The organism is Hathewaya massiliensis (assembly GCF_902143515.1).
Lineage (GTDB): Bacteria > Bacillota > Clostridia > Clostridiales > Clostridiaceae > Hathewaya > Hathewaya massiliensis.
Genome location: NZ_CABFVD010000002.1, coordinates 121,220 through 148,160, shown reverse-complemented (window position 1 = coordinate 148,160; position 26,941 = coordinate 121,220). Strand labels below are relative to the sequence as shown.

25 protein-coding genes are annotated in these 26,941 nt (G+C 29.8%); 8 read left to right on the top strand and 17 right to left on the bottom strand.

Going from position 1 to position 26,941, the window contains the following annotated elements; translation table 11 throughout:
• Positions 1-47 precede the first annotated feature (47 nt).
• The 3 genes from FNZ64_RS05915 (at position 48) to FNZ64_RS05905 (ending at position 2,540) form a co-directional block, all read left to right on the top strand.
• Positions 48-1,007: a methionine ABC transporter ATP-binding protein gene (locus FNZ64_RS05915; RefSeq protein WP_142413936.1), complete on the top strand. Its 960-nt coding sequence runs from the start codon at positions 48-50 to the stop codon at positions 1,005-1,007.
• A complete protein-coding gene (locus FNZ64_RS05910; protein WP_142413935.1) occupies positions 1,008-1,652 on the top strand; it encodes a methionine ABC transporter permease in 645 nt (214 codons plus the stop codon).
• A 90-nt stretch (positions 1,653-1,742) separates the two neighbouring features.
• Entirely contained in the window at positions 1,743-2,540 is a 798-nt protein-coding gene (locus FNZ64_RS05905) for a MetQ/NlpA family ABC transporter substrate-binding protein (RefSeq protein ID WP_142413934.1), read from the top strand.
• Positions 2,541-2,789: 249 nt separating this feature from the next.
• Here FNZ64_RS05905 and FNZ64_RS05900 read toward each other — a convergent pair whose 3' ends face one another.
• Positions 2,790-4,484: an ATP-binding protein gene (locus FNZ64_RS05900; protein ID WP_142413933.1), complete on the bottom strand. Its 1,695-nt coding sequence runs from the start codon at positions 4,482-4,484 to the stop codon at positions 2,790-2,792.
• Between the two features lie 454 nt (positions 4,485-4,938).
• Here FNZ64_RS05900 and FNZ64_RS05895 point away from each other — a divergent pair, with 454 nt between their 5' ends.
• Entirely contained in the window at positions 4,939-5,568 is a 630-nt protein-coding gene (locus FNZ64_RS05895) for an ECF transporter S component (RefSeq protein ID WP_142413932.1), read from the top strand.
• Positions 5,569-5,721: 153 nt separating this feature from the next.
• On the opposite strand, the gene FNZ64_RS05890 is transcribed toward FNZ64_RS05895, so the two are convergent.
• The 3 genes from FNZ64_RS05890 to FNZ64_RS05880 form a co-directional block, all read right to left on the bottom strand.
• Positions 5,722-6,144, bottom strand: coding sequence for a MarR family winged helix-turn-helix transcriptional regulator (locus FNZ64_RS05890; RefSeq protein WP_142413931.1), 423 nt, complete (start codon positions 6,142-6,144; stop codon positions 5,722-5,724).
• 245 nt (positions 6,145-6,389) lie between these two features.
• Positions 6,390-6,836 carry a DUF2871 domain-containing protein gene (locus tag FNZ64_RS05885; protein ID WP_142413930.1) on the bottom strand — a complete coding sequence of 149 codons (447 nt, stop codon included), beginning with the start codon at positions 6,834-6,836 and terminating at the stop codon, positions 6,390-6,392.
• Positions 6,836-7,501 carry a hypothetical protein gene (locus FNZ64_RS05880; protein ID WP_142413929.1) on the bottom strand — a complete coding sequence of 222 codons (666 nt, stop codon included), beginning with the start codon at positions 7,499-7,501 and terminating at the stop codon, positions 6,836-6,838. The genes FNZ64_RS05885 and FNZ64_RS05880 overlap by 1 nt, the downstream gene beginning before the upstream one ends.
• A 428-nt stretch (positions 7,502-7,929) precedes the next feature.
• Between FNZ64_RS05880 and FNZ64_RS05875 the strand changes: the two genes are divergently transcribed.
• Positions 7,930-9,126 carry a phospholipase C gene (locus tag FNZ64_RS05875; RefSeq protein ID WP_142413928.1) on the top strand — a complete coding sequence of 399 codons (1,197 nt, stop codon included), beginning with the start codon at positions 7,930-7,932 and terminating at the stop codon, positions 9,124-9,126.
• Between the two features lie 138 nt (positions 9,127-9,264).
• Here the strand turns inward: FNZ64_RS05875 and FNZ64_RS05870 are convergent, their stop codons facing one another.
• Positions 9,265-11,034, bottom strand: coding sequence for a M3 family oligoendopeptidase (locus FNZ64_RS05870; RefSeq protein WP_142413927.1), 1,770 nt, complete (start codon positions 11,032-11,034; stop codon positions 9,265-9,267).
• Positions 11,035-11,291: 257 nt separating this feature from the next.
• On the opposite strand from FNZ64_RS05870, the gene FNZ64_RS05865 reads away from it, so the two are divergent.
• Complete coding sequence (locus FNZ64_RS05865; protein WP_142413926.1) at positions 11,292-11,930, top strand: Type 1 glutamine amidotransferase-like domain-containing protein; 639 nt, start codon at positions 11,292-11,294, stop codon at positions 11,928-11,930.
• Positions 11,931-12,026: 96 nt separating this feature from the next.
• On the opposite strand, the gene FNZ64_RS05860 is transcribed toward FNZ64_RS05865, so the two are convergent.
• The 8 genes from FNZ64_RS05860 to FNZ64_RS05820 all read right to left on the bottom strand — a co-directional run bounded on the left by FNZ64_RS05860 (position 12,027) and on the right by FNZ64_RS05820 (position 20,490).
• Complete coding sequence (locus FNZ64_RS05860; protein WP_142413925.1) at positions 12,027-14,246, bottom strand: ABC transporter ATP-binding protein; 2,220 nt, start codon at positions 14,244-14,246, stop codon at positions 12,027-12,029.
• The gene (locus FNZ64_RS05855; protein ID WP_142413924.1) at positions 14,224-15,969 is read right to left on the bottom strand and encodes an ABC transporter ATP-binding protein; all 1,746 of its coding nucleotides are present in this window, start codon (positions 15,967-15,969) and stop codon (positions 14,224-14,226) included. The genes FNZ64_RS05860 and FNZ64_RS05855 overlap by 23 nt, the downstream gene beginning before the upstream one ends.
• A 27-nt stretch (positions 15,970-15,996) precedes the next feature.
• A complete protein-coding gene (locus tag FNZ64_RS05850) occupies positions 15,997-16,437 on the bottom strand; it encodes a MarR family winged helix-turn-helix transcriptional regulator (protein WP_142413923.1) in 441 nt (146 codons plus the stop codon).
• A 619-nt stretch (positions 16,438-17,056) separates the two neighbouring features.
• On the bottom strand, positions 17,057-17,446 hold the full coding sequence (locus FNZ64_RS05840; RefSeq protein ID WP_243129209.1) for a hypothetical protein: 390 nt from the start codon (positions 17,444-17,446) through the stop codon (positions 17,057-17,059).
• A 132-nt stretch (positions 17,447-17,578) separates the two neighbouring features.
• Positions 17,579-18,046, bottom strand: coding sequence for a pyridoxamine 5'-phosphate oxidase family protein (locus FNZ64_RS05835; RefSeq protein WP_142413921.1), 468 nt, complete (start codon positions 18,044-18,046; stop codon positions 17,579-17,581).
• Positions 18,047-18,230: 184 nt separating this feature from the next.
• The gene (locus tag FNZ64_RS05830; RefSeq protein ID WP_142413920.1) at positions 18,231-18,755 is read right to left on the bottom strand and encodes a GNAT family N-acetyltransferase; all 525 of its coding nucleotides are present in this window, start codon (positions 18,753-18,755) and stop codon (positions 18,231-18,233) included.
• An 81-nt stretch (positions 18,756-18,836) separates the two neighbouring features.
• Positions 18,837-19,595 carry a class I SAM-dependent methyltransferase gene (locus tag FNZ64_RS05825; RefSeq protein WP_142413919.1) on the bottom strand — a complete coding sequence of 253 codons (759 nt, stop codon included), beginning with the start codon at positions 19,593-19,595 and terminating at the stop codon, positions 18,837-18,839.
• A gap of 46 nt (positions 19,596-19,641) precedes the next feature.
• A complete protein-coding gene (locus FNZ64_RS05820) occupies positions 19,642-20,490 on the bottom strand; it encodes an AraC family transcriptional regulator (protein WP_243129221.1) in 849 nt (282 codons plus the stop codon).
• 267 nt (positions 20,491-20,757) lie between these two features.
• On the opposite strand from FNZ64_RS05820, the gene FNZ64_RS05815 reads away from it, so the two are divergent.
• Together FNZ64_RS05815 and FNZ64_RS05810 are read left to right on the top strand one after the other, a co-directional pair.
• Positions 20,758-21,729: a helix-turn-helix transcriptional regulator gene (locus tag FNZ64_RS05815; protein ID WP_142413917.1), complete on the top strand. Its 972-nt coding sequence runs from the start codon at positions 20,758-20,760 to the stop codon at positions 21,727-21,729.
• A gap of 73 nt (positions 21,730-21,802) precedes the next feature.
• Complete coding sequence (locus tag FNZ64_RS05810; protein WP_142413916.1) at positions 21,803-22,252, top strand: GyrI-like domain-containing protein; 450 nt, start codon at positions 21,803-21,805, stop codon at positions 22,250-22,252.
• Positions 22,253-22,409: 157 nt separating this feature from the next.
• Here FNZ64_RS05810 and FNZ64_RS05805 read toward each other — a convergent pair whose 3' ends face one another.
• The 4 genes from FNZ64_RS05805 to FNZ64_RS05790 form a co-directional block, all read right to left on the bottom strand.
• Positions 22,410-22,874 (bottom strand): VOC family protein, encoded by a 465-nt coding sequence (locus FNZ64_RS05805; protein WP_142413915.1) that lies wholly within the window; start codon positions 22,872-22,874, stop codon positions 22,410-22,412.
• A gap of 269 nt (positions 22,875-23,143) precedes the next feature.
• The gene (locus FNZ64_RS05800; protein ID WP_142413914.1) at positions 23,144-23,473 is read right to left on the bottom strand and encodes a hypothetical protein; all 330 of its coding nucleotides are present in this window, start codon (positions 23,471-23,473) and stop codon (positions 23,144-23,146) included.
• 87 nt (positions 23,474-23,560) lie between these two features.
• A complete protein-coding gene (locus tag FNZ64_RS05795) occupies positions 23,561-23,962 on the bottom strand; it encodes a GNAT family N-acetyltransferase (RefSeq protein ID WP_185903692.1) in 402 nt (133 codons plus the stop codon).
• A gap of 490 nt (positions 23,963-24,452) precedes the next feature.
• The gene (locus FNZ64_RS05790) at positions 24,453-26,348 is read right to left on the bottom strand and encodes an endonuclease MutS2 (RefSeq protein WP_142413912.1); all 1,896 of its coding nucleotides are present in this window, start codon (positions 26,346-26,348) and stop codon (positions 24,453-24,455) included.
• Positions 26,349-26,941 lie beyond the last annotated feature (593 nt).

The window sequence follows — 26,941 nt, the reverse complement described above, 5'->3', positions numbered from 1 at the left end:
GTCTGGGATTGTTCTCTCAGACTTTTTTTATTTGAGGAGGAAGGAAAATGATTGAGATTAAAAATTTATCTAAGAGCTTTGAAGATAAAACTGTTCTTAAAGATATATGTCTAGAAATTAAAGAGGGAGATATTCTAGGAATCGTAGGACATAGTGGAGCTGGAAAATCCACATTACTAAGATGCCTAAATGGTCTTGAGACTTATGAAAGTGGAACTCTTAAGGTTATGGGAGATGAGGTAAAGTCCCTCTCTAGTGTGGATCTTAGAAACCTTAGAAAAAACATGGGCATGATATTTCAAGGTTTTAACCTTTTAAACTCTAGAAATGTATATGATAATATAGCTTTTCCTATGGAAGTTTGGAAATGCGAAAAAAATCTTATAGATGAAAAAGTTAAGAAATTAATTAGTATTGTTCACCTAGAACACAAGTTATATAGCCCAGTAAGTTCCCTAAGTGGTGGTGAAAAGCAAAGAGTTGCCATCGCAAGAGCCTTAAGCATGGATCCTAAAATTCTACTTTGTGATGAAGCAACTTCAGCCTTAGATCCTAAAACCACAAAATCAATTTTAAAACTTTTAAAAGAAATAAATGAAAAACTAAATATAACAATTGTACTAGTCACCCATGAAATGGAAGTTGTAAAAGAGCTTTGTACAAAAGTTGCCTTAATAGATAAAGGAAAAATTGTGTCTTATGGTGACGTAGACAAGTTATTTTTACATCCTAATGAATATATTACAAGCTTTTTAAATGAAGACTTAGATATGCTCCCAGATTGCGGAGTAAATATAAAGATCTACTTCGGAGAAGGAGCAAATAAAGATCACATAATAACTAGCATGGCAAGAGAATTGGACTTAGATTTTTCAATTGCCTTTGGAAAGCTAGAACAGTTTAGACATAAGGTCTTAGGGAACCTTGTTATTAACATAAAAAAAGAAGATGAAGAAAAAATTATTAATTATTTAGACTCAAAATCCATTTTATACGAGGTGATATAAATGATAAATGACTATATAACAGCTTTAGGCGAAACTCTATATATGGTATCCCTATCTAGTTTATTTTCAATAATACTAGGTTCCATAATAGCTATAGTTCTATTTCTAACAGAAAAAAATGGTCTTAAAGAAAATAGGTATATCTATAATGGCCTTGATTTTATAGTAAATATAATGCGTTCTTTTCCATTTATAATACTTATGATTACAATTATTCCTTTAACTAAGTTTATAGTTGGAAAAAGCACAGGAACTACAGCTGCAATTATCCCTTTAACCATAGGAGCCTTCCCCTTTGCAACAAGAGTAATTCACTCTTCTATAAAGGAAGTTCCTAAAGGACTTATAGAAACTGCTGAAGCCTTTGGATGCAACACAAGTCAAATAGTTTTTAAGGTGCTTTTTAAAGAAGCATTACCTTCCATAATAAGAGGGATAACCTTAACCATTATAAACCTAATAGGTTATTCTGCCATGGCTGGTGCTATTGGAGCCAAAGGACTTGGAGACCTTGCCATAAGATATGGATATCATAGATTTAAAGTAGATGTAATGATAATTACAGTAATCATACTTATAATTTTAGTACAAGCTATTCAGCTTTTAGGCGATCTATTAGCAAAGAAGGTTCAATGTAAAAATTAAATACTGAACTTTTATTTTAAATTTTAAATAAAAAAGCCTATAGGCAGCTAATTAACTGCTATAAATTTATTATACGAGGAGAGAAAACAAATGAAAAAAATAATTACATTAATAATATCAGTAATCTTAGTATTTACCTTTGTATCCTGTAGTAGTTCCGAAAAAGGTGGAGATGATAAAACAATAAAAGTTGGTGCAAGCCCTGTGCCACACAAGGAAATTTTAGAAGCAGCAAAACCTCTATTAGAAAAGGAAGGATACAAGCTTGAAATCATAGAATTCACAGACTATGTAATACCTAATAACTCTTTAAATGATAAAAGCATAGATGCAAACTTTTTCCAACATATTCCTTATTTAAATAACACAGTTAAAGAAAAAGGGTATGATTTAGATTATACTGTAAAAGTTCATCTAGAGCCTTTAGGAATTTACTCTAAAAAAATAAAAGATTTAAAAGAACTAAAATCTGGTGCAAAAATCACCATACCAAACGATCCAACCAACGGAGGAAGAAGCTTAAAACTAATAGAAAAAGCAGGACTTATAAAGCTAAAAGATTTAGAAAATCCTACAGTTAAGGATATAGTAGAAAATAAAAATAACTATTTAATAGAAGAACTAGAAGCACCACAACTTCCACGTACTTTAGATGAAGTAGATATTTCCGTTATAAACACAAACTACGCCCTAGAAGCACAGCTAAACCCTACTAAGGATTCACTTTTCATAGAAGGAAGTGATTCACCTTTTGCAAACATTCTAGCAGTTAGAAAAGAGGATAAAGAAAGCCCTAAAATTAAAGCACTTTCAAAAGCTTTAACTTCACCAGAAGTTAAAAAGTTTATAGAAGAAAAATATAAAGGAAGCATTGTGCCTGCTTTTTAGGATTAACAAATAGAAATGACAAGATATTAAAACTAAAATAATATAAACCTTTAAAAAATTAATATTTATATTTTAGGCTGTGTTAGATACCTTTTCTAACACAGCCTTATTTAGCTATTACACATACACAATGAAAGTTTCTTTATCTTTTACATATATTTTCTCAATAAAATCTTTAAATTCATTATTGTTATCTAGATTTTTTATTAGGGAATCAAATAAGGTATTTCTTTCATTATGGAAAATTTTTTATAGATTTTCAGTATAAATATCTTTCTTACCTACCACAATAATTAATGCTTTCTTTAAATCCTCTGTGCCAAGTTCTTCTTCAGCCATTTTACTTTCAGCATATGATTTAAGCTGTTTTAATCCTTCTTCTTTTACTTTTTCTAAGGTATCTCTTTCACTTTCCTTTATATATTTTAGTTCTATAATCCACTGGAATTTAGTTATGTCCTTAAATTGAATTTTTCTTTTTAACATTATATCTACATAACCACTGCTGTTTTCAGCTTCACTTTGGATAAAATAAGTGCTGTCAACACCTAAAAGGGTAAGAAGCATCATTTTTATGTTTTTTTCATCCATTTTTATTAAATCTCTATTAGATAAATCCTCTAATATACTGCCTAAAAGTTCTATTAAGGGTTGTATATTCCCATATAATCTCATTTCATTAATAGCTATTCTTATGTTCTGTAGTTGAATATTATATTCCTGATTTAACCTTTGGAAATGTTGCTCCCAATAAATAGTTTTTATAACATAGTTAGGCACTTTAAGCACTGTCCCAAGTGGTCCTTGCTCTTTTATAGTAAGCATTCCAAGGTAAAATAATAAGGATTTAAAGTTCTCTTTTACACTATACATGGTATGGATATTGAATCTATCCACCAGCATGGTAGAAGTTTCTCCTGTGGTCATTATTTCCTCTAGGGCTTCCCTATTATTAAAGTTATAGGCTAATTGATTAACTTTTCCATAATCAGTTTTTACATTATTATCTATCATTTCTTTAGGGTATTCATTATACGCTAAATAATTATCTAAAAAATACATGGACATATCGGGATTAAAAACTGTTTTACTCTCTTCATTAAATTTATATCCATTATAATATTTAGTCATATCAGTGCATATCTTAGTTCTAAGTTCTGTATCTACTATATTAACCTGATCCATAATCCATGAAAGTTCACTTCTTGTAAATCCCATCATAGCATTAAGATTTCTATCTAGAGTATAGTTTCTTGTTATATTGAATCCACTTGTTAAATCATCTAACATTATAGGACTTACCCCTGTCATAAATATCCTATTAAAGTTGTCCATGGTGGCATCTTTTATAGCCTTATAAAATACCTTAACAAAGCCTTCTCCATGAAGTATGCCACTATACGTACTTTGTTTTCCACCTGTAATTAACTCATTAGCAAAATTATCATATTCATCTATTAGAATAAAAACAGGTTTATTTATCTTACTAGCTAAAAGGGATATATATTGAACTATCATTTCAGCACTGTTTATTTCCTTTGGAATAGTGCTCTCCCCAAATAAATTTGAGTATTGATTTACAAATTTTATAGCAGATAAAAGAACTTTTGAGTTAAAACTATTTCTTAGCTCTTCCTCTCCATGTCCTGCATCTACTCCTGCAAAACTTATTTTCCAAACAAGAAAACTATTTCTCTCTCCTGTAGGATTTTTACCTATATATAAATCCCCAAATAATTCTTCAAACTTGTCTTTTTTATTTATATCATAATAATTTTCAAGCATAGATATAAAAAGACTCTTCCCAAATCTTCTAGGTCTTATAAAAAAATTATAAGGTGCATACCTATCCAATAATTCTATATAGGAAGTTTTATCTACATAAAGGTAATTCTTTTCCCTTAAAACTTGGAAATTAGAAATTCCATAGGGTATTCTCTTCATCTATTCTCACTCCTAATTTGATTTTATCTATTTTAAACAACTCATTAGGTTTTCTACTATACAACTATTTAATATAATTATAACACAAGCAAATGACACTTTTTTAATATCATTGACTTAGTTTTTAGTATTTAAACCTATTAGCATAAAATCCACTTGGCCAAAGCCAAGTGGCAATTCCTCCACCCAGACAATCAAGGGTTGTTTCCTTGCCACATATATATGAAGTTGCCATCCTACACTTGTAATTGTATATCTATAATTATACCAATGACTTTATAAACTTACTGTATAGAGCATACCTAAATAGGTAGACTTCATTATATCTTAAACTTCCATCTTATAGTTATGACCATGCATAAGTGTACCCATACAATTGCAAAATTTCCATTTTACCAATATAATAGTTTTAGTGTTTTATTGTAAAAATATTAATTACACTGGGGGATATCATATGAAAAATAAAAATTTAAAACTTTTAAAATTATCTCAGACTGCCTTGTTTGCAGCCCTATGTTTTGTATCTTTTACATTTCTTCAAATTAAAATTCCAGTACCAGGTGGCGGTGCAACTTCATTACATGTGGGCAATGCCTTTTGTGTATTAGCTGCCTTACTTCTAGGGGGATGGTATGGTGGTTTAGCTGGGGCTATAGGAATGACAATTGCAGATTTACTAGATCCTGTGTATATTTTAGTAGCACCAAAAACCTTTGTATTAAAGTTATGTATTGGTTTAATAACAGGATTAGTTGCTCATAATTATGCTAAAATAAATGAAAGTAATGACAAGAAATATATATTTAACTGGAGCCTTATAGCTTCAATCTGTGGGCTTGCTTTTAATGTTGTTTTTGACCCTGTTGTAGGATACTTTTATAAACAATACATTTTAGGACAACCTCAAAAAGCTGCATCAATCTTAGCAAAATTAAGTGCAGTTACTACCTTTGTTAATGCAGTTGTATCTGTAATATTAGTAGCTTTTATTTATAATGCTATATTACCAATTTTGAAGAAATCAAATCTTTTACTACCAGTGGGAGAAGTGAATAAAGAGAGGCTAGAGAGTAGCAAATCTTAAGGTTATTTTATTTTCTAATTTTAATTTGAACCTTAATTTGAGCCTTAAATAGATATATTGATTTAAAGCAGCAGAAACTTATTATAGTTTCTGCTGCTTTATTATAATACTAATATCCAAATTAATTCTAAGGCATTCCAACCATGGCTCAGTTTATTTTATTTTCTTCCTTAGTTTAAGGAGGTTATTTTTTAATTCTATTACTTCTTCCTCTGTAAAGTTTTCAAATATCTTATCAAAACTTTCATTTATTTTACTTCTGAAGGAGTTTGCGAATTCTTTCCCCTTATCTGAAAATGCAACATAAGTATTTCTTTTATCTTCTTCATTTTTTATCTTTATTACATATCCAGCTTCTTCTAGTCTTGAAATTATTCCCGATACTGTTCCCTTACTTAAGGACATTTCACTGCATAATTGAGATATATTAACCTTCCCATTATGAGCAATTAATTTAATTACCATAATTTGTTGATGTGTAAGTCCACTACCTTTTAGGCTATCACTAACTATATTCATGGTGCTTGAATATATCTCTTTTATTAACATTGCTATTTCAAAAGAATCATGTTTCATTAATTGTCCTCCAAGCTATTTTCTATATTTTATCTTTAAGGTTTCAACTTTAAAGGACTTTATTAAAAAGTAAATACATAAAACCTACAAAACTCCAAAGTGATCCCTCTATTAATAATAGTGTGCTTTTCCTAACTTTTATCTCTTATTTTCTTTGATATTCATAATATTATTTCCTAATTTCTATATAAATACTTTGCGTGCATACTATTTTGTTTCAATGTAAAATATTTATTATAAAAAAGCTATTTAGGTAGATTATGATTAATTTCATTATTAACTACAACTTTACTCTTTTTAAGCGCTAAGAACAGCATAACAATAGCAACTGTCATGATAATATGTGAAATACCTGAAACACCTGAAATTGCTGCGGAAGCACCTTTTGAAAGTTCTGTGCCAAGCACTTGAGTTATACCTCTTATATAAAACATTATCACCATAAAAGGTAAGCCTATATTGTAAAATAGCATAAAACGGCTAAATTGTTTTTGCTGTGATAAATCGGTTATACAACTAAGAATTGTAATTATCAAAAACATTATAGTGCCTAAAACAAATAAATGAAGATGAGTTAATGCCAATGTAGTTTTTCCTGTAAATCCAAGAATTTTTGTGAATTCACGATAAAACACTCCACTACAAAGAGCGGCAATTGCGTAAATAAATGATATATCTATATACTTTTTCATTATTCAATACTCCTTTTCATATCACTATATCCAATCCACACAGTCCAGACATATGCACAAGTTTTTGGAATCATAAGCATACCGATAAGCAGGTTTACATCTGCCCACAACACTACAGGAATGTAAAAAGCAAAGCTTAATACAATGGTCAACCACATAAAAGAGAAAGACTTGTCCCTGTGTTCTTTTGCATTTTTATAAAACAGAACAATAATAATCAGTCCCATAAGAGCAAAGGGAATGTTTCTATAAATTCCCCATGACAAAGGTGGATTAGTACTTGTCCAAGCATTCTGCGGAAATAAACACAAAATAATTCGCATAGCAGAAAGTAGATAGACAGTTATGGTAACACCTTGTTTTCCACTAATGTTATAACGTTTCCTCCAGACGTAGTAAAGCAAGATATAAAAAACTGTCATGGTAATAGATGTGATAAATTTACCTATTCCCAGTGGAACAGTATAATTTTCAAGTCCTGTTGTGCATAATGCAATTGCACGAGGAACAAGATGAAAGGAATCACCTGCACCAAGTATAACCGCCATTATACCAAACAATGTATATTCTCGATTACCTTTAGAATTTTTTATCATAATAATTCCAAGAGTAACTACTGTGGTTAAATATACAGCATCAAATAGGGTTTCCATAATTGCTCGCATAATTAAGCCTCCTAAATATTTAGTAAAGATCCACCAGTTTGATTTCTACGTATGCCAGGCATTTAAAGTTTTAGATGGAGATAAGTGAACATGGTTCAGTTTGATTTTTAAAAATACCTACCATAATATATGTATTCACCTAGTTTTATATTTAAGGTTTCAACTTTAAAGGACTTTATATAAACAGTTTGCATGCACACTTTTTTGTTTCTATGCAAACTATTTTATTCTAAAAAAATATCTTTGTCAACAAACTTATACAGAAAATTTATAGTATTAAAATCAAATATTATGTGATAGTTAAATAAATTAAAAATTCTATTAAAAAAATATTTAGAATTTTTAGAATTTGTGTTATAATAAACATATACTAAATGAAGAAATCATTGTAAATATATGATTATCGTTCTAACTCAGGAGGTTTACATATGAATAAGAAACTAAAGCTAACAATATTTGCAATACTATTAGGAAGCATTACTTTATGTGGGAATCCAGAGGTCTATGCCTGGGATAGTAAAAAATCACCAGATGTTATGGATACACATAAAACAATATCTGTACAAGCCTTAAAAATAGTAAAAAATGATAATAAGGACTTGCATAACATTCAACATAATATTAAAATCTTAGAAGAAAATTTAAGAGAATTTAGAAAAGGTGCTGTTGCCCCAGACTTTGGTGACTTGGGCAGTGATAGAGATTATTCTCTATATCAAGACCACTTTTTTAATCCTTATACTAGCAATAATTTTACTGCCAATTCTCCTTACCCATTTTATCAAATTCGTGAAACAGCAGAATCTCAAACACGTAATTATGTTAGCCAAGCAGTAGGAAAATGGAGAGATGGTAATTATAGTGAAGCAACTTTTCTTTTAGGAAAAGCTACCCATTATTTTGCCGACTTAAGCGAACCCCACCACGCTAGCAATCTAACTGGTGGTGCTGGAACTGCTCATACCAAATTTGAAGAGTTTGCAGAAAAAATAAAGGTTCAACATAAGCTAGAAACTTTAGGCCAAGGTGTAGTTAAAGAAGAATGTGATGCTTTAAAAGATAAATCTTTAGACGAATTTTTAACAAATCAATCAGTTAAATATGCTAAAAAGGCTTATGCTTTATCTAAGAAAACCAACTTGTCTAATACTTGGGATGAATGGAATACTGCTGCTAAGGAAAGTCTTGAAAACTCACAAAGGTCAGTTGCAACTATTTTATATAGATTTTTAGAAGAAGTTGATAATATAGATGAATCATATAAAGAAGCTCCAATAGGAAAATTTCATGTATTTATAAGTACTGCAGATGAAAAAAATGCAGGAACAGATGATTATGTATACTTTGGAATGAAGCTTAAAAATGGTAAAGAAGTTGAGTTCTTATGTGACTTACCTGGAAATGATTTTGTTAGAAATTATAAAACTGCATATGAATTTGAAATAAAAGACAAAGATTTTAAATGGGAAGATGTTTCAAAGGTTTGGATCCGTAAGAAAAAGTATGTAGGTGATGATTGGAAAGTTAAAGATGTAGAAGTATATATTAAAGGTCAAAGGGCTATAAAGGCTTCTATAAATACTTGGTTAAGTGGTAACAAAACATATGAAATTAATGTTCAATAAACATTCTTATACTATAAAATTTTTAAGGGAAACCTCTATATTGGTTTCCCTTAAATTGATTAATACAGTAGAACAAGTAATGCACTTATTCTTTACAACTCAAAACAAACATTTCTTTTTCTAAATTGTCCATGGATTTTAGACTATATCAATAAATTTTTCAATATCTTTTTCAATAAGCTTTAATGAATTTCTCCAAAAATCTATTGATTGAACATCTATATCTAGTATTTTTGCAACATCCACAATATTATTTCTGCTTGTCTCACTTAAAAACTTATCATACTGCTTTGCAAAAGTTTCTCCCTTTTTTATATATTCTGCATACAATCCTTTTGAGAATAATACTCCAAATGAATATGGAAAGTTTAGAAACTCATTACCAGTCATAAAATACCCTACCTTGTTCATCCACATATAAGGGTGGATAGTTTCAATTTCAACGCTATCCCCATAAGACTTTCTCATGCATTGAACCATTAATTCATTTAATTCTTCAATAGACAATGAACCGAATTCCATTCTTTTAAATAATTCATTTTCAAATAAATATCTTCCATAAAAATCCACTATATAATATGCAGCATCAGAAATACTTCTCTCTAAAATTAACAAAGCCTCATTATTTGATAGTGTCTTTAGAAGTTCATTGTTTACTATGGTTTCACAAAAAATTGAAGCTGTTTCTGCAATTGGTGTTGGGTATTCTGTATTTAACATTGTTTCATTAAAAAGATTAGAACTATGATATGCATGGCCAATCTCATGGGCTAATATACTTATATCAATATAGTTTCCACCAAAGTTAGTAATTATCCTACTTTCTTTTAGTGGGAAAATATCTACTGACAACCCGAAATTACCTTTACCTTTTCTAGGTTCTGCATCAATCCACTTATCCTCAAAAGCCATTTTTGAAAAACAAGCAAGTTTTTCACTAAAAGTTTTAAAACTGGATACTATTAAATTCTTAGCATCTTTATAAGATATTTTCATGTTACTATGCCCAACAGGTGCGTAAATATCATAAAAAGGAAGCTTAGACTTATATCCTAATATCTCGGCTTTTTTTAAGTAATATTTACGAAATATTGGTAAACTTTCTTCTATAGCTGACATCATAGCATTCAAAGTTTTAAAATCCATTCTTGAATTAATAAGAACTTTCTCTAAGGGTGATTTATATCCTCTCATTTGATAAATAGCAAGTGCTTCCTTGTTAATTCCATTTATACACTTAGCACAAACTTGCGATATACCTTTACATAAAACAGCTTCTTTATAATAAGCTGTTTTTCTTAAAGACCCGTCTTCTAAATATGCCATATTTCTAAGTTCTGAAAGCGTTAAACTTTCAACTATACCATTAACATTAATATCCTCTGTAGTTGTAGATATTAATTCCATGTAAAGTCTCTCCCATGACCTTGCCCCTGTACTTTGCATTTTAGAAATAATTAATTCTTCTTTTTCACTTAACAAATATTCTGACTTTAACAAAAGATCTTTAAGATAAAATTGGTGCTGTGAAAGGTATGTAGAACCCCCTATTATTTTATCTAAATCTTTAAGTTCCCCAAGCCATCTGCTAAATCTTACGAAAACTTCCGTAAGTTCTGAATCTCTATCTTCAATATCATCTAAAATATTAATCGCTTGTACATTCTGTGAATCAACACTCATAATTAAATATGCATATGAAGATACCTTTGAATATATTTTTTTGTATTCGTTATTAAGTTCTAAAAACTCTTCAATTTTAGAAAAATAATTTTCATCTTTTTCCCAATTAGCAACGTCAAATTCATTTATAGCATCTATATATTTTTTAAGTTTATTCATATCATTTTTAAAATTTTCAGACTCAAAAGAAGTATAAATATTATCTAAATTCCACTTTAAATCCATTAATCAACATCTCCTTATATAACACCATTAAAAAATTTTAAATCCTTATTTAATTCTTAATTACATATTTTGACCACTCCTAATAATATTATTTTAAACATGATTAATGGATTTATTTTCTACATTTCTTATTTTTATTATATCATATTTAAACTATGTAAAATATCTGTAGTTCTGAAATTATATAGTGTATAATAAAATTAACATATTGTAATTTTATACAAATCTAGTAACATGGATAAATGGGGGATATAACAATGGCAAAATTAATATTATATAGTGACCAATTGATAGAAGAAAATAGGAAAGTTGATAATGAACTTTTGAATTTATTTAATAAGAAAAACCCTTCAATTGCATATATACCATCCTGCTCAGATTTATCAAGAAAGTATTTTAATCCCAAAGTAGAATATTATAAATCATTAGGAATTGAAAATATACAATATTTTGATTTGGATTTAGAATATGATGAATTAAAGATTTTTGATATTTTTAAATTTGATGCTATACATCTTTCTGGTGGTAATACCTTTTACTTTCTTCATCTGTTAAGGAAAAGAGGTCTTATAGAAAATTTACAATCTTATGTGAGTAAGGGTGGAGTTCTCATAGGTGTCAGTGCAGGAAGTATCCTTATGACAAAAACAATTGAAATAGCAGGCCATGGTAAAGATGGTGATGAAAATATTATAGGAATACAAAATAATAGCGCTTTAAATCTTGTTGATTTTGAGTTTATGCCTCACTGGGATGGAACAGAAGAATCGTTAAATTCAGTTAGGAGTTATGCAAGACTTAATAACACAGTAGTTTATGTTTGCAAAGATGGTGATGGAATAGTTGTTGATAATGATAATGTGAGATTAATAGGCAACGTAGTTAAAATTGAATAAACAATAATAAAATTTATATACAATTTTACTATAAAATCTTTATAAAAGCTGTAGGAAAAACTACTTTCCTACAGCTAAAAATATGCTTTATTTTTTTTAAATAGCCTCTCCTTCTATGCTTCCCCCTGAAAATTGGCTGTTGTAAAGGTCTGCGTAGAAACCACCTTTTTTGATTAATTCTTTATGATTTCCTGTTTCTATTATGCTTCCGTTGTTCATAACTAAAATAAGTTTTGCATCACGTATGGTAGAAAGTCTGTGAGCTATGACAAAACTTGTTCTACCTTTCGCAAGGTTAGCCATTGCTTTTTGAATTAATACTTCTGTTCTTGTGTCAACACTACTTGTAGCTTCGTCAAGAATTAAAATTCTTGGGTCTGCAAGTATGGCACGTGCAATGGTTAGAAGTTGTTTTTGTCCTTGTGATATATTGGTTCCTTCTTCGTTAAGAACTGTATCATAGCCTTCAGGTAATGTCCTTATAAAGTGATCTGCATGAGCTGCTTTTGCTGCACTTACTATTTCTTCAAAGGTTGCTGTTTCTTTTCCATAGGCTATGTTATCTTTAATGGTTCCATTATAAAGCCATGTATCTTGAAGCACCATACCAAAGATTTTGCGCAATTCACTACGCTTAATGTCTCTAATATCAACATCATCTATGCTTATTTTACCTGAATTTATCTCATAAAAACGCATTAATAGGTTAACTAAGGTTGTTTTACCTGCCCCTGTTGGCCCAACAATAGCAATGGTATCTCCCTTATTTACTTCTAAATTCATATCCTTAATAAGAGGTACATCTTCTTTGTACTGGAAATTTACATGTTCAAATTTAACTTCTCCTCTTGGGTTTTCTAGTACTATTGCATCACTGATATCAGCAATCTCTTCCTCTTCATCGATTATTTCAAATACACGTTCAGCACAGGCAACTGTTGATTGAATAACATTTGCTATGTTGGCAGTTTGAACAATTGGCATAGTAAAGGATCTTGAATATTGGATAAATGCTAGTATATCTCCTAGTCCTAATAAGCTCTTTGTAATCCAAATGCCACCAACTATGCTGATACCTACATATCCTATATTGCTTATAAAGTTCATCATTGGGAACATGATACCAGATACAAATTGGGCTCTCCAACCTGCGTTTTGAAGTCTTTTATTTATAGCTTCAAATTCCTCTATTGAATCCTTCTCATGACCAAAGACTTTAACTACTTTATGTCCTGTATACATTTCTTCTACATGTCCACTTAAAGCACCTAGCTCCTTTTGTTGAGCTATAAAGTGTTTTTGAGATTTTTTTGCAATAGTTGCAGTAGTTGCAACATATAATGGTAGTGTTGCTATTACAATTAGTGTAAGTACAGGGCTTATTGTAAGCATCATAATGATATAACCAATAATAGTGATAATAGCTGTAAGTACCTGTGTTAAACTTTGTTGCAATGTGGTTGATATAGTATCCACGTCATTAGTAACACGACTTAATATATCTCCATGAGGATGTAGATCAAAATACTTTAGTGGAAGTCTAGAAAGTTTATCATCTACTTCTCTTCTTAAATCTCTTACGGTTTTTTGAGAAACTCCAGACATTACAAGGCCCATAATTAAGCTAAAAATTGAACTTATTACATACATGCCCATTAGTATCAAAACAATTACTCCAATGTAGTGGAAATCATATTCTCCATTGGTTTCTCTTATGGCTTTAATAACTGAATTTATCTGTTCATCAGTTAACTTTACATTGTCCTTTGGATTTTTTGTTCCCTCTCCCGGGGTGTTTTGCATCTTTTTACTGTAATCTAAAATCTTTTTACATACATCAGCCTTCTCCTCTGGATTCTTTAATGAATCTAACTTAGGAAGCGCTAAAAAATTCTGAACTGCCTTCATACTTTCAGGGTCCATTTGTGTTTGTGAACCTTTAGGAGTATTAGGCTTATTTATATTAGCCTTATTTATATTATTCATATCTGCCATGCTTTTCTTTATTTTATCTACTGCTTCATTTTGCCCCTTTGATAATTGTGAAATCATTTTACGAGTCATATAAGTATCCTGCAATTTATTCATGGCTTTACTAGATATTTTAGGTGCAGCTATGGTAAAGGAAGTACTTGCAATAGCAAATATCAATACAATAATTAAATTAATTCTATGAGGTTTTAAATAAGCAATCAGTCTTTTTAATGTACCTTTAAAGTCCTTTGCTTTTTCTACAGGTCCCCCCATGCCTCCCATATGACCACCTTTTCCGTTGCCCGTTGCTCTATTATTTCTATTTACTCTCTCTTGACTCATGGTATTCCTCCTCTGAAAGCTGTGAAGACACAATTTCACGGTATACATCACAGGTATCTAATAATTCCTTATGAGTTCCCATTCCAACCATACGTCCTTCATTTAGAACTATAATTCTATCAGCATCTATAACAGTTCCTACTCTTTGAGCAACAATAATTACAGTAGATTCTTTAGTTTCCTTTTTCAATTCAGCTCTTAATTTTGCATCAGTTTTAAAGTCAAGGGCTGAAAAACTATCATCAAAAATATATATCTCAGGCTTTCTAACTATGGCACGAGCTATAGAAAGACGCTGTTTTTGCCCACCGGAAACATTGGTACCTCCTTGAGCAATTTGGTAGTCAAAGCCTCCCTCCATATTGGATATAAACTCTGTTGCCTGTGCAATTTCAGCAGCATGCTTTATTTCCTCTTCAGTTGCACTCTTATTACCAAATTTAATATTATCAGCTATGGTTCCTGAGAATAAAATAGCCTTTTGTGGTACAAGCCCAATTTTGCTGTGAAGGTCTTCCTGTGATATCTCTCTAACATCTACCCCATCTACAAGAATACTTCCACTATCTATATCATAAAATCTTGGAATTAAGTTTACTAAGGTAGACTTACCAGAACCCGTACTTCCTATAATAGCAGTTACTTCACCAGGTTTTGCTGAAAAACTTATATTTTTAAGAGCTGGTTCTTCTGCCTCTTGGTAACCAAATGTTACATTTTCAAACTCTATATATCCCTTACCAGTAAAGGAATCCTTTGTCTCCTCTGCATCAGTTATTTCAGGTACAGTATCTAAAACCTCATTAATTCTTACTGCAGCTGCTTGAGCACGCGGAACCATAATAAACATCATAGAAAGCATTAACATGGACATCATTATTTGCATAGCATATTGAGTAAACGCAGCAAGGGCACCTAAATCCATACTAGATTCACTTATACGTATGCTACCAAACCAAAGAACTGCTAGGGAAGTAAAATTCATAATCAGCATAATAGAAGGCATCATAAAAGCCATAATTCTATTTACCTTAATGTAGTTATTTGTAAGATCAACATTAGCCTCATCAAAACGCTTCTTTTCACGTTCCACTGTATTAAAAGCACGGATTACCCTTATACCAATAAGCTTTTCACGTAGGACAAGATTAATCTTATCAATCTTTACCTGTACCAATTTAAAAAGAGGTATCATTTTAGATGCAATAAATGCAACCACAGCAGCAAGCACAGGTATTGCAACTGCCAATACTAGAGTAAGAGGTTTATCCTTCTTAAGAGCCATGAAAATACCGCCAACAGCCATAATTGGAGCACTAATCATCATACGCATTATCAAAACTGTAACCATTTGAATTTGGTTAATATCATTTGTAGTTCTTGTAATAAGAGTTGCAGTACCTATTTTATTAAACTCATTTAATGAATAACTCTCAACCCTTCTAAAAACCTTACTTCTTAGAATAGTTCCTAAACCTATGGCTGACTTTGCTGACATAAAACTAGCAATAATGGAACAAAGAGCCCCAGCACCAGCAACTAAAAGCATTAATCCACCAATGTGAAGTATTTTATTTGTATCACCTTGCATAACTCCATTGTTAATTATATCCGACATTAAAGTTGGCAAATAAAGGTCTCCTAAGGTTTGCAATGCTACAAAAAATACTACGCCTATGACCATAACTGTATATGGTTTTAAAAATCTATATAGTTTTAGCATAAAAACTCCCTCTCTTTTATCTTTTACTTATTCACTTTTATCATCTAAAACTCTTTTTAAGGTATTTAAACCTTCAATTATTTTTTCCATATCCTCCGTAGTTCCTGCACTAAGTAATTCCTCAAAATTTTCTCCTATTTCTCTGTGAATTCCTTTATAAAGTTCCTCAACCTTTGCAGTTACATTTACAAAAACAATTCTCCTATCCTCTTCACTTCTTCTTCTCATAACCAATCCCTGTTTTTCTAGCCTATCAACTATGGCAGAAACTGTGCTATTGGATAAATTAACCTTACTGCTTAACTCGGTAATTTTCATTTCTCCAAAATTAATTAATGTTCTAATAACCATGCTTTGTGGAATAGTTATACCAACATCCTCAAAACTCTTATGTGCACACTGCTTTAAATTTTTACTTACTTCAAAAAATAACCTTGCTACTTCAGCCCCTGTACTGCTAGATTCCACTATTTATCTCCCCTCTCTTCTTTATTCGATAACTAAGTTCTCTAATACTCCTCTCGCACTCTATGAAAGCAATTCCTACCAAATTGAAGATTTTGATTCTCTGCTTTTCTTCAAAGCAGTAAAAAGAGCATCTATTCACCTGAATAATAATTTCTACTTAATTCATATATACCTAGAAAAATATTTCACGCACATATATTTCGTTAATGGATATTTCGTGTATGAAATATATTTTATCACTATTAATCTACTTGTCAATATGTAATTTTACCCATGTTCTGTCCTGTTAAAACAGTAAATTTATTCTTATCTAAAATTAAACTCTTCCTAATATAATTAAAAATAAGTATTTTGAGTAGAATTCAATGCTTCATTAATTAGAATAAATCATGGAATTTCACATAATAAAATACTCCCCCCTTAAGACATTGAATCTCAAAGAGAGAGTTTAAGATAGGGATTTCCCTTAAAGGATAACGACTTCTAAGGGGTAAAACTCCTTAGAAGTCGTTAATAAGCTTTAGTTTGAGTAAAAAACCCTGTAAAACCAAAACTTTGTTTATTAACTAAGTATTCCCAACTAATAATCTAGGAAGGATACACATATCCTTCTACTAATCTACCAGATGTAAGGATAATAATATGGATAGTAGTAAGGATATGGTGGATAAGATAGTAGGGATAATGCAATTAAAGAACCAATTGGAAATCTTCTAGGTACAAAACGTCTAAACCTTCTTCCTCCACCAAACTGATTAAATTGTCGGTATTCATTACATTTATCATATCCATCTTGATTACTCTTATCTTCGTGCTCCATTACCTCTTCACCCATAAGTGCATAAACATAGTCATTTTCTACCTTTAAAATAATCCCATCAAATTTTCTTCCATCTTTCATTGTAAAAACAGCGTGATAGTGCATATTCCTCTTACATTTTTCATGCATTGAGTTCATTGAGTTCATTGAATGCATATCCTCGCAATGATGTTTTCTTTCTAATTCCATTTTAAAAATCAGCTCCTTTCAGTATTATGATATTCATTCGAAAGGAGGGTGGGACTATTTTAATGGATAAATTTTAATATAAAATACGACAAATTATCTCTCTTCCATATTTACTTAACAGATTTCTCACCATTATCGATTTCCTTTAGCTGTTGCATGATCAATAGTTATTTTTACAATATTAGTCTTTGAAGCTGCTCTATTTATATATTCTACTCCTTCTTTTTTAAAATCAGGAGAATATTTATCTATAAATGCCATAAGAGCGGTTCTTTTTTCTTCTTCATCTACTACAGTTGACGCCTTTCCAAATATAATTACACTTTCATACTTTGTAGTAAACCTCTCTTGTAATATCTCTGTTCCTTGCACTACAGAAAAAGAAACTTTTTCATTTAATTTAATATTCTTAAGTTTATGCCCCTCTGAAGCACCATGAAAATATAGAGAATTATTTATATACACATAGCTTAGAGGTGTAGAATATGGGTATTGATTTTCTCCTATGGTAGCTAAAACTCCATATTCACCCTCATTTAGTATTCTTTCTAAATCATGATCTTGTAATTGTCTTTTTGAATTTCTTAATTCTTTAAACATAAGTCCCCCTAATGTTATAATTAAATATATTTCCCCATAAGATATAGGATGTTATAGAGTAATATTCCATAAATAGTACTAAAAGCATGTTAAATAATTCTCATGCTCCTTAGAACTTCTCTCTTAATATCTTAAAATCCATTTCTATATAAGGTACTTCATTTTCTATTTAATACATATGACATCATAATTCTAATTCCATGTGTATATCATAAGGTTCTAATTCATATAAATCTTTATTTATTTTCTTTGTTAATCTTGCACCCATAACAAAATAAAAATCCACTGTATTTTTAAATGGTGTAGCAGAGATATATAAACTTTTGGCTCCCAGTTCCTTTGCTCTTTCAGAAAGTAAATTGATTAATTTTTTGCCTACACCTTTTTTACGATAGTTATGGCTTATATACAGCATATCAAGTTTAAGTTGATCATTATTTTCTCCTATAAACTTACTTTCCAAGGCTGCTAAACCTATTATCTTATTATCACAAAATGCACCATATATAGTTCCATTTCTATCATGTATATCTTTTAATCTATTAATATAGTCATTTAAGTCTTTTAAATTCCAGCCTTCAATATTATAAAACTCATTCACTATCTCAAGTTTATTATCTTTAAAATAATAAACTTCATCTACTATTTCTCTTCTATCAATTTCATCTAATAATTTAAGTTCTGACTTTTTAAGTAATCTATAGTTCAAAATAAACACCTCAATTATTTTCTCTCTGTTTAAACAATAATGTTCTTCACTTGCAGACTCTAAGTGTGGTTCAATTAGTATTTACTTAATAGCCACAGCTTCAAAGGTAATTACCTCCTCAGAATTTGATGGATATTCCCCAAATTTATACCCTGAAGAAATCACAATATTCTTAAAGCCTATGCTTTCAAGTATTAATTTAAATTCTTCTACCCCATACCACCTTAATGGGAAACACTCCATTTCAGTTTGAAGAAGTACCCCTTGGCGCCACTTTTCATATCTATGGTGGGAAATAGTATACTGATTTATATAGTCAACTTCTACAACTTTATTTTCTAATGTAATTATATCTCCATTAGAATATTCAAAGGTTCTTGTGGAAACTGTACCTATTGAAATATCAGTTTGCAAAAATATATCAAGAATTAATCTACCACCATTAGATAAATTCTTATAAAAATTTTGTAATGCTTTTATGGAATCTTCCCTCTTATGGAGCAAAAGGAAGGTTCCCGTTGGTACTATAATGGCATCATATGTGGTGTCTTGTGAAAAAGACTCCATCTTTGCCTCAAAAAGCTTAGGATTTAAACCTCTTGTTTTACAATTATTCTCGCATATATTTAACATATCTTTCGAAACATCGAATCCATCAACATTTAACCCCTTTTCTAAAAGAGGAATTAATATGCGTCCAGTTCCTGTTGCAGGCTCAAGAATACGTCCTCCACAAGATTCTAATCTACTCATATAAAATTCTACATCTCCAAAAGAATGCCCTATAGGCTTATCCATATCATATACTTCTGAAGACAACCTACCATAATAACTCAACATCTTTTATCCCCTTTCTTGATTTATCCTATAACCCTCTGATAATCTGCTATTTTTCTTTCTTAATTATTGGTATATAAATATTCATGCTTAGTTTTTCATATTCCCAAGGATGGCAATGCTCATCATATAATTCAAAATCCAGTTTGCTTCCATCAATTTCATATCCTGAATTAGGAAACCACTCTTCCAAAATATATTTCCAAGTACCTTTTATACTACTAACAAAATCTTCATCATATACTTCTGGAGTTGTGAAAACTGCATAATTTGCCGCTGGTACTTCTAGCTTGTACATTTCTTCCAGCGCATTATGAAAATTATCTACCTCTACACCTAATACATAAGAAAATTCATCTGTTTCAATATTTGTATTAATACAGATTCCATATTCTCCATGCTTAGGTGGCTTTTGAGTTGCATATAGTTTCGCTTCTTTTCCTTCAGTATCACATTCATCCCAAAAGGCAGGGATATCTCTAGAATGAGCATTGCCCCTTAATGTAGTATCAAACTTATAACCAACTATCTTAAAGGCATCTTTATTAATTATTTTAGGTTCCATTACAATACCTCCAACCCTATTCTGTTTTAAATTTACTAAATTTATCCTCTGTGGAAACCCCTCTGGTGCATGTATCCTATAATAGTTAGGTGAATAGCCAAAATACTTTTTAAAAGCTTTTGTAAACCCCGAGTGCGTTTCAAAACCATATTCTAAAGCTATATCCAGCACTTTTTCTCCATTGCTTAAATGAAAAATACTATATTGAAGTTTTCTTCTAGTTACATATTCCATAACAGGCATACCAACAAAGCTATGAAATATCCTATAATAATGATAAGTTGAAAATCCTGAAATATCAGCAAGTTCCTTAACAGTAATCTTTTTAGTAATATTTTCATCTATATAATCTATAGTATTTTGTATTAAATTTATATAATCTATAGTCCCTACCCCCTCCCTAAGATTAATCTCTTCCCGCAGGTTAAATATATATTATCATAGAAATGGTAGTGATTCTTTTCCTATATTGTCAAAACACAAAAATTCAGATATAAAATAGTTATATGTAAAATATCCAATGCCAAGTCTTTAATAAAATCATATTTTCATATATACTATTTTTAACCTTTAAAAAATAAGAATAGGAGTGTACGCCTTATGAGACTTCACAGACTCTTAGGAATTATTATGTTAATAGATTCAAGAGGAACAATGAAAGCAGGAAATTTAGCTAAGATACTTGAAACCTCTGAAAGAACTATATACAGAGATATTGATATATTATGTGAAGCTGGTATTCCTATTATGTCAATTTCAGGTCCCAATGGGGGATACTCTTTTATGGAGAATTATAAAATCAATTCAAATATTTTAGAGCGTGGAGATGTTGTTAATCTTTTACTCTCAAGTATGGGTATTAAACCAGAAAAAAATACAGAAACATCAAAGCAACTACAAAATGCTGTTATTAAGCTTGAAAATAGTCTTTCAAAGGAACATAAAGAAGAAATTATTAAAGCTAAAGAAAGATTTTTTATTGATTCAGAACCTTGGTGGGGCAAAAAGACTCATAATAAATACATAGATATAATAAAAAAATCAGTACTAAACTTGCAAAAGATAAAAATGCACTATAAAAAATATGATGCAGAAATATCAGAAAGAATTATAAGACCTTATGGGGTAGTAGTAAAAAATTCTCAGTGGTATGTGGTAGGTTTTTGTGAACTAAAAAATGAAATTAGAGTTTTTAAATGTAGTAGAATTGAAACTATTGAAGTGCTAAATGAAAGTTTTAATATGCCTCAGAATTTTTCTTTAGAAGATTTTTGGGAAAAAAGCAAACAACAATTTGCTGCACAGTCCTCATTTAAAATAGAACATAATACTTATATTGTAAAAATTAAATTCTATGAAGAAAAGAAAAAACTTCTTGATGGTTTCTACATACATTCTTCTATGAAAGCAGAAAATTACTGGATTTATGATATAGATATGATAAGTTTTGAAACTGCCTGCAATGTAATTTTCCCTCTTAGTGACAGAATAGAGGTTTTAGAGCCCTTACAACTTAGAGAGTTTATACTACAAAAAATCAATAAAATTTCAACTTTATATAATGTTAATTAAATTCCTGACATAATGTTGTCAAGGATTGCTTGATATAATTAATATACAAAACAGTTGAAGGGAGATAATAATTATGGAAGGAAAAATATTAACTATTGAAGGCTTCAAAGCTGTAGGCCTAACTTACTTTGGGAATAACAAAAAGGGAGAAATCACAAATCTTTGGCACGTATTTAACCAACGTTACAAAGATATAAATCAAAAAAGTAAATCTATGTTTTGCTATGGCATATGTGATGATGCACCAGATTCAGAAGATAGATTTCACTATACTGCTTGTGCAGAAGTAGATAGTTTTAAGGATGTACCAGAAGATATGATAACTAAAAATGTTCCAGGTGGTAAGTATCTTGTGTACACCTATCAAGGTGATTTAAAAGATTTATGTGATTTTTACAACAATATATTTGCAAATTGGCTTCCAGCCTCAGGACATGAAGTAGATTATAGACCTCAACTAGAATTATACGATGATAGATTCATGAGCAATGGAGAATTTGACATATATATTCCAATTAAATAATAACTTAGATATGCTTATCCGCTCTAATACTCCCATCGCACTCTGTGAAAGCAATTCCTACCAAATCGAAGATTTGGACTCTCTGCTTTTCTTCAAAATGAGAGAAAAGAGCGGCTACATATCTGGATAAGAATTTCCCCTAAAGAATAAGGACTTCTTACTTTAATAAGGATTTGATATATTCTATTGGAACGTCCATTCGAATAGCAGTTTGTTCTACTGTCATTCCGTTATCAATAAATCGTTTTGCAACAACAGCTATATTTTCTCCAACCTCTATAATATGCTTATCTAAATCATAGAATCGCACAACACGTTGCCCCCAAGAATGTTTCTTTAATGGATGAACATATTTAATGTCAAACTTTCCTAACTTTTGTACAAAGCTATCCATGTCGTCTTCTTCAAAATACAGCTCTGCATCGTTGTTACCATAAGCTATTTCCTCATGGCTTTTGTGTATAAAATTTTCCCAACTATCTGAAGTTTGCAAAGCAAATCCACCTGTTAATGTCACATTGGCACCTAAGTCCATAATGACTTCTTGCCCTAATATGTCATAATAGAATTTTTTTGATTTCTCAATATCTTTAACTGCAATCAATGTACAAACGTATTTCATGTTTTTCCCCCTTTTTTTCCTGTTATATAAATAATCAGTGATCTAAATCACTATTTAGCTTGCTAAAGAAATTACCACTAGCTACCTACATAGTATTATAAAGCCCATAAAACATTTTAAATCTGTTTTAGATATTTTTTTATCCTAAAATTCCCCCAACCATTTCCAATTCTTAATATTCCCACAATATACCGTATAATAATAACCTTACAAAAATGTATTTTCCATAACCCCAGGTAGTATTTTATATATAGATTCCCCTATCTAATTCACTTCTTAATCTTACACCCTCTTGATCCCAAATATCGTATAGAAACAAGGAGTATGATAAAAATTAAAGCAAATGTAACTATAGAAATTGAGGAAATATAGAATGATATAAAAAATCCAGAAACTCCAACCAATACTATTAAAAAAAGTACTCTTTTCAATTTATGGACAGCAATTATAGGATTATATTTTTTCTGTTCTTCACTATCCATTTGGTTGTACCACTTAAACCACTTAGATGACTTCTCTTCATTTACTAGTGTATAAATAATAAAAATTAATAAGGTCGCTAAACTAATTGTTAGAAGTCCGATTTGAAATTTGTCCATATCAATTCCTCCTACAAATTCCTATTTACTTGTTTATATATCACTTCTACCTTTTGAAATTTGATGATGCTCATAATATCAATTGGTTTACAAGTTTTTAATGAAATATGACTGACTGAATTCCCCAAAGCAAGGATCAATTTTAAAAAGTTCAGAATAACCATGTTTTTTATAAAATTTAGGAGCCTGAAAACTATATGTATTTAACAGGATTCTTTTTAATCCGTGCATTTTTGCAGTGTTTTCAGCATGTTTCAGCAGTTCAGTCCCAAGGTTTTTTCCACGATGGTTTTCATCTACAAAAAGGAATTCCACCTCTAATGTATCAAAAGTACTAGCAGCAACAATTCCTGCAATTATTTTACCGTCTTTTTCAATATGAAAATTATAATCATCAAAGTCACTCATGTATTTTCTGTTGTATTCACGTAGTCTCGAATGAATAAATTCAGTATCTTCTTCCGAACTATAAACAATTTTGTTTTCCACTATACCTCTCCTCCTTTTTCAAACATAAACAAATAGAAATTAAGGCACCATGCTAAATTTCTATTTAATAAATTGTTTCTCCCCTCATATATCACAATGTAAGAAAAATATGAAGTATTATCTATGTCCTTCTAATCGTGCCTTTATGAACCCCATATATGTTAATGTTGCACTTTCAGATATTTGAGAAAATTCAAATCCACACTTTTTTATTTAACCTTGCATTAAGTGCATAAGTTTCCCCAAAAGCAAAAAATGCGTAAAGTTTCTTTGCTACTATATTCTCTAGCTCATAAGAAAGAAAACCTAATTAAACTTTTCTATATATTTGTAATATTTATATAATTATATCATATTTAACTTATTATCCTCTATCAATTTTTAAGTCAATTGGATTTTCTTAGTTAACTGTACTCTATGCTAAAAACTTAAAAATAAAGAGAATCCACATCATCGTAGGATTCTCTTTATTTATTATTTGTACAAACTATTATTTAGGTGATCTTGAACTCTCTTTTCTTAATTTTTTTAGCGCTTTTTTAGATCCTCTTTCAATATCTCTTTCCAATTTTCTTTCTTTATAACTTACAAATAATTGAGTTAAATCATAGCCAGCTGGATAAAGTTCACTTGCCTTTAAAGCTAGTTTAATTCTCTTATAATTAACTTCTATAAATTCATTGTTATATAGTATTGTTACATTATTTAATCTATCTCTTTCCTTATATACAATGGCTGAATCATTATTTTCTAAAAGAATAACTTTATCTCCCACAGAATACTCATATAAATTTTCTGTTACTTGCACTTGCTTATTTTTAGTAATCTTGCTATCTGTTATTAAATTATAATTATAGTTTTTAGTATCTATATATTTTTTTGCTTTACTAATAATTGAATCACTTAGTCCCATCTTTTTTGAAATATATAGTGCATTGCTATGTCCCACTTTTCCTATACTAAGTCTATATAATGGTTCAAGAGTTTCCTTTTCAAATTCCATGGCTGCACTTTCAAAATGGGGGTGTTCTTGTGAAAAGTTCTTTATTTCTCCATAGTGTGTAGTTGCTACGGTTATACACCCTTTATGATATAATTCCTCTAGTATGGCAATAGCTAAAGCCGATCCTTCATTTGGTTCTGTCCCACTACCAATTTCATCAAACAATAATAGTGTTGATTTTGTACTTTTTCTTATTATTTCAGCTAGATTTTTTATATGTGATGAAAATGTACTTAAAGCATTTTCAACACTTTGATTATCACCTATATCAACAAATATATTATTAAATATTGAAATCTCCGTTCCATCTGCAGCTCCAATGTGAAATCCAGATTGTGTTGCCAATGTTAATAAACCAATTGTCTTTAATACTACTGTTTTCCCTCCTGCATTTGGTCCTGTTATTATTAGCCCTCTATAACTTTCACCAATTTCAAAATCTAAGGGTACACTATTCTTAATTAAAGGATATTTGCCTTTAATTACTTTAATATATCCATAGTCATTTACTTTAGGTTTAATTCCATCTATTTCTTTGCTATATTTAGCTTTTGCCAAAATCATATCATATTCAGATATAACATCAATATTCATCTTTATATCTAATATTCTTTCTGAAATCATATTAGTTAAAATGCCTAATATTTTATACTCTTCAATACTTTCTTCTACTTTTAGTATGCTTAATTCACTTGTATATTTAGAAATAACATTTGGTTCTATAAAGACAGTGGTTCCTTTTAAAGAAGTTTCAACAATGGTGCCTTTAACTCTATTTTTATATGCTGCCTTAATAGGAATGGTGTATTTTCCATTGCGCTGGCTAATAAAAAATTCTTGAATATATTCTTTATTTTCATGATTTTTAAGGAATCTATCTAGTTTTTCTTTTATCTTACTTTCACATATATCAATATGCCTTCTTATTTTTTTCAGTTCTTTCGTAGCATTGGAATCTATCATACTTCCTCTAATTGAAATGTTTATTTCATCCTCAATGTAGCTTAAATCAGAAATATTTTCACCATAAGCACTTAATATAGGGGCATATCCCTCTTTATCCTTTATAAATGATTTAACCTTTCTGCATCCTCTTAAAAAATTTGATATCATAGTTAAATCCTCAGCTTCTAAAAATGCTCCTTTTTCAACCTTATCAATAAGCGGTAAAATATTAAAAATACCTTTTAGAGGAATATTATAAGAGGCATCTATTAATGCTCTTCCTTCTGATGTTTCATTTAATCTTTGATTTACAACTTTCATATTGCTACTTGGTTCTAATTTATCAATTAACATTTTTCCTAATCCGCTAATGCAATATGCTTTTATTATTTCTTTTAGCTCATAGTAATGTAATTTTTCTAATGTTGTTTTGTTCATATTAATTATACTCCCTTACCTTATTTTAATTACATTACAAGTCAACGAAATCCTGATAGATTTCTATTTTTGTATAACAAAAAAAGCCATGGATACTTCCACAGCTTAAAATTCAACAACTAAGAAAGGTAAATATATTACCTCTTTAAAGTAAATTCGTGGACTTGTATCTTTAATAGTACGAATTAATTCCACAACAAATAAAAGGTATATACCCCCTATATTTTGGAATTAATATTAAATTAACTATTTTAGATACTAAACACTCACAAAAATACCTCACTTTTCTTGAAATCTATCACCTATACTATATATTAAACTTACTGTAATTGTCAATGATATTATAAGACTAAGATTTTATAATATCTTAATCTACATATTTTAATTATACAATATTTATTTTACTTAAAATATAGCATTAGCCCTACACACATATTTTTATATGTTGCATTTTCATACGTTTCATTTTTATATTCATATACTTTAGTCATTATATTAAATATAATGTATTTTTTAGTATTTTTTGTTTGAACATAAAATAAAATTAATATATAATTATAATAATATTAGTATATATTACCCTTATATTTATT

What these genes read in the sequence shown, in the direction of transcription:
- FNZ64_RS05915 (WP_142413936.1), top strand. Translation starts at nt 48, where the DNA reads ATGATTGAGATTAAAAATTTATCTAAGAGCTTTGAAGATAAAACTGTT.
- FNZ64_RS05910 (WP_142413935.1), top strand. Translation starts at nt 1,008, where the DNA reads ATGATAAATGACTATATAACAGCTTTAGGCGAAACTCTATATATGGTA.
- FNZ64_RS05905 (WP_142413934.1), top strand. Translation starts at nt 1,743, where the DNA reads ATGAAAAAAATAATTACATTAATAATATCAGTAATCTTAGTATTTACC.
- FNZ64_RS05900 (WP_142413933.1), bottom strand. Translation starts at nt 4,484, where the DNA reads ATGAAGAGAATACCCTATGGAATTTCTAATTTCCAAGTTTTAAGGGAA.
- FNZ64_RS05895 (WP_142413932.1), top strand. Translation starts at nt 4,939, where the DNA reads ATGAAAAATAAAAATTTAAAACTTTTAAAATTATCTCAGACTGCCTTG.
- FNZ64_RS05890 (WP_142413931.1), bottom strand. Translation starts at nt 6,144, where the DNA reads ATGAAACATGATTCTTTTGAAATAGCAATGTTAATAAAAGAGATATAT.
- FNZ64_RS05885 (WP_142413930.1), bottom strand. Translation starts at nt 6,836, where the DNA reads ATGAAAAAGTATATAGATATATCATTTATTTACGCAATTGCCGCTCTT.
- FNZ64_RS05880 (WP_142413929.1), bottom strand. Translation starts at nt 7,501, where the DNA reads ATGCGAGCAATTATGGAAACCCTATTTGATGCTGTATATTTAACCACA.
- FNZ64_RS05875 (WP_142413928.1), top strand. Translation starts at nt 7,930, where the DNA reads ATGAATAAGAAACTAAAGCTAACAATATTTGCAATACTATTAGGAAGC.
- FNZ64_RS05870 (WP_142413927.1), bottom strand. Translation starts at nt 11,034, where the DNA reads ATGGATTTAAAGTGGAATTTAGATAATATTTATACTTCTTTTGAGTCT.
- FNZ64_RS05865 (WP_142413926.1), top strand. Translation starts at nt 11,292, where the DNA reads ATGGCAAAATTAATATTATATAGTGACCAATTGATAGAAGAAAATAGG.
- FNZ64_RS05860 (WP_142413925.1), bottom strand. Translation starts at nt 14,246, where the DNA reads ATGAGTCAAGAGAGAGTAAATAGAAATAATAGAGCAACGGGCAACGGA.
- FNZ64_RS05855 (WP_142413924.1), bottom strand. Translation starts at nt 15,969, where the DNA reads ATGCTAAAACTATATAGATTTTTAAAACCATATACAGTTATGGTCATA.
- FNZ64_RS05840 (WP_243129209.1), bottom strand. Translation starts at nt 17,446, where the DNA reads ATGGAATTAGAAAGAAAACATCATTGCGAGGATATGCATTCAATGAAC.
- FNZ64_RS05835 (WP_142413921.1), bottom strand. Translation starts at nt 18,046, where the DNA reads ATGTTTAAAGAATTAAGAAATTCAAAAAGACAATTACAAGATCATGAT.
- FNZ64_RS05825 (WP_142413919.1), bottom strand. Translation starts at nt 19,595, where the DNA reads ATGTTGAGTTATTATGGTAGGTTGTCTTCAGAAGTATATGATATGGAT.
- FNZ64_RS05815 (WP_142413917.1), top strand. Translation starts at nt 20,758, where the DNA reads ATGAGACTTCACAGACTCTTAGGAATTATTATGTTAATAGATTCAAGA.
- FNZ64_RS05810 (WP_142413916.1), top strand. Translation starts at nt 21,803, where the DNA reads ATGGAAGGAAAAATATTAACTATTGAAGGCTTCAAAGCTGTAGGCCTA.
- FNZ64_RS05805 (WP_142413915.1), bottom strand. Translation starts at nt 22,874, where the DNA reads ATGAAATACGTTTGTACATTGATTGCAGTTAAAGATATTGAGAAATCA.
- FNZ64_RS05800 (WP_142413914.1), bottom strand. Translation starts at nt 23,473, where the DNA reads ATGGACAAATTTCAAATCGGACTTCTAACAATTAGTTTAGCGACCTTA.
- FNZ64_RS05790 (WP_142413912.1), bottom strand. Translation starts at nt 26,348, where the DNA reads ATGAACAAAACAACATTAGAAAAATTACATTACTATGAGCTAAAAGAA.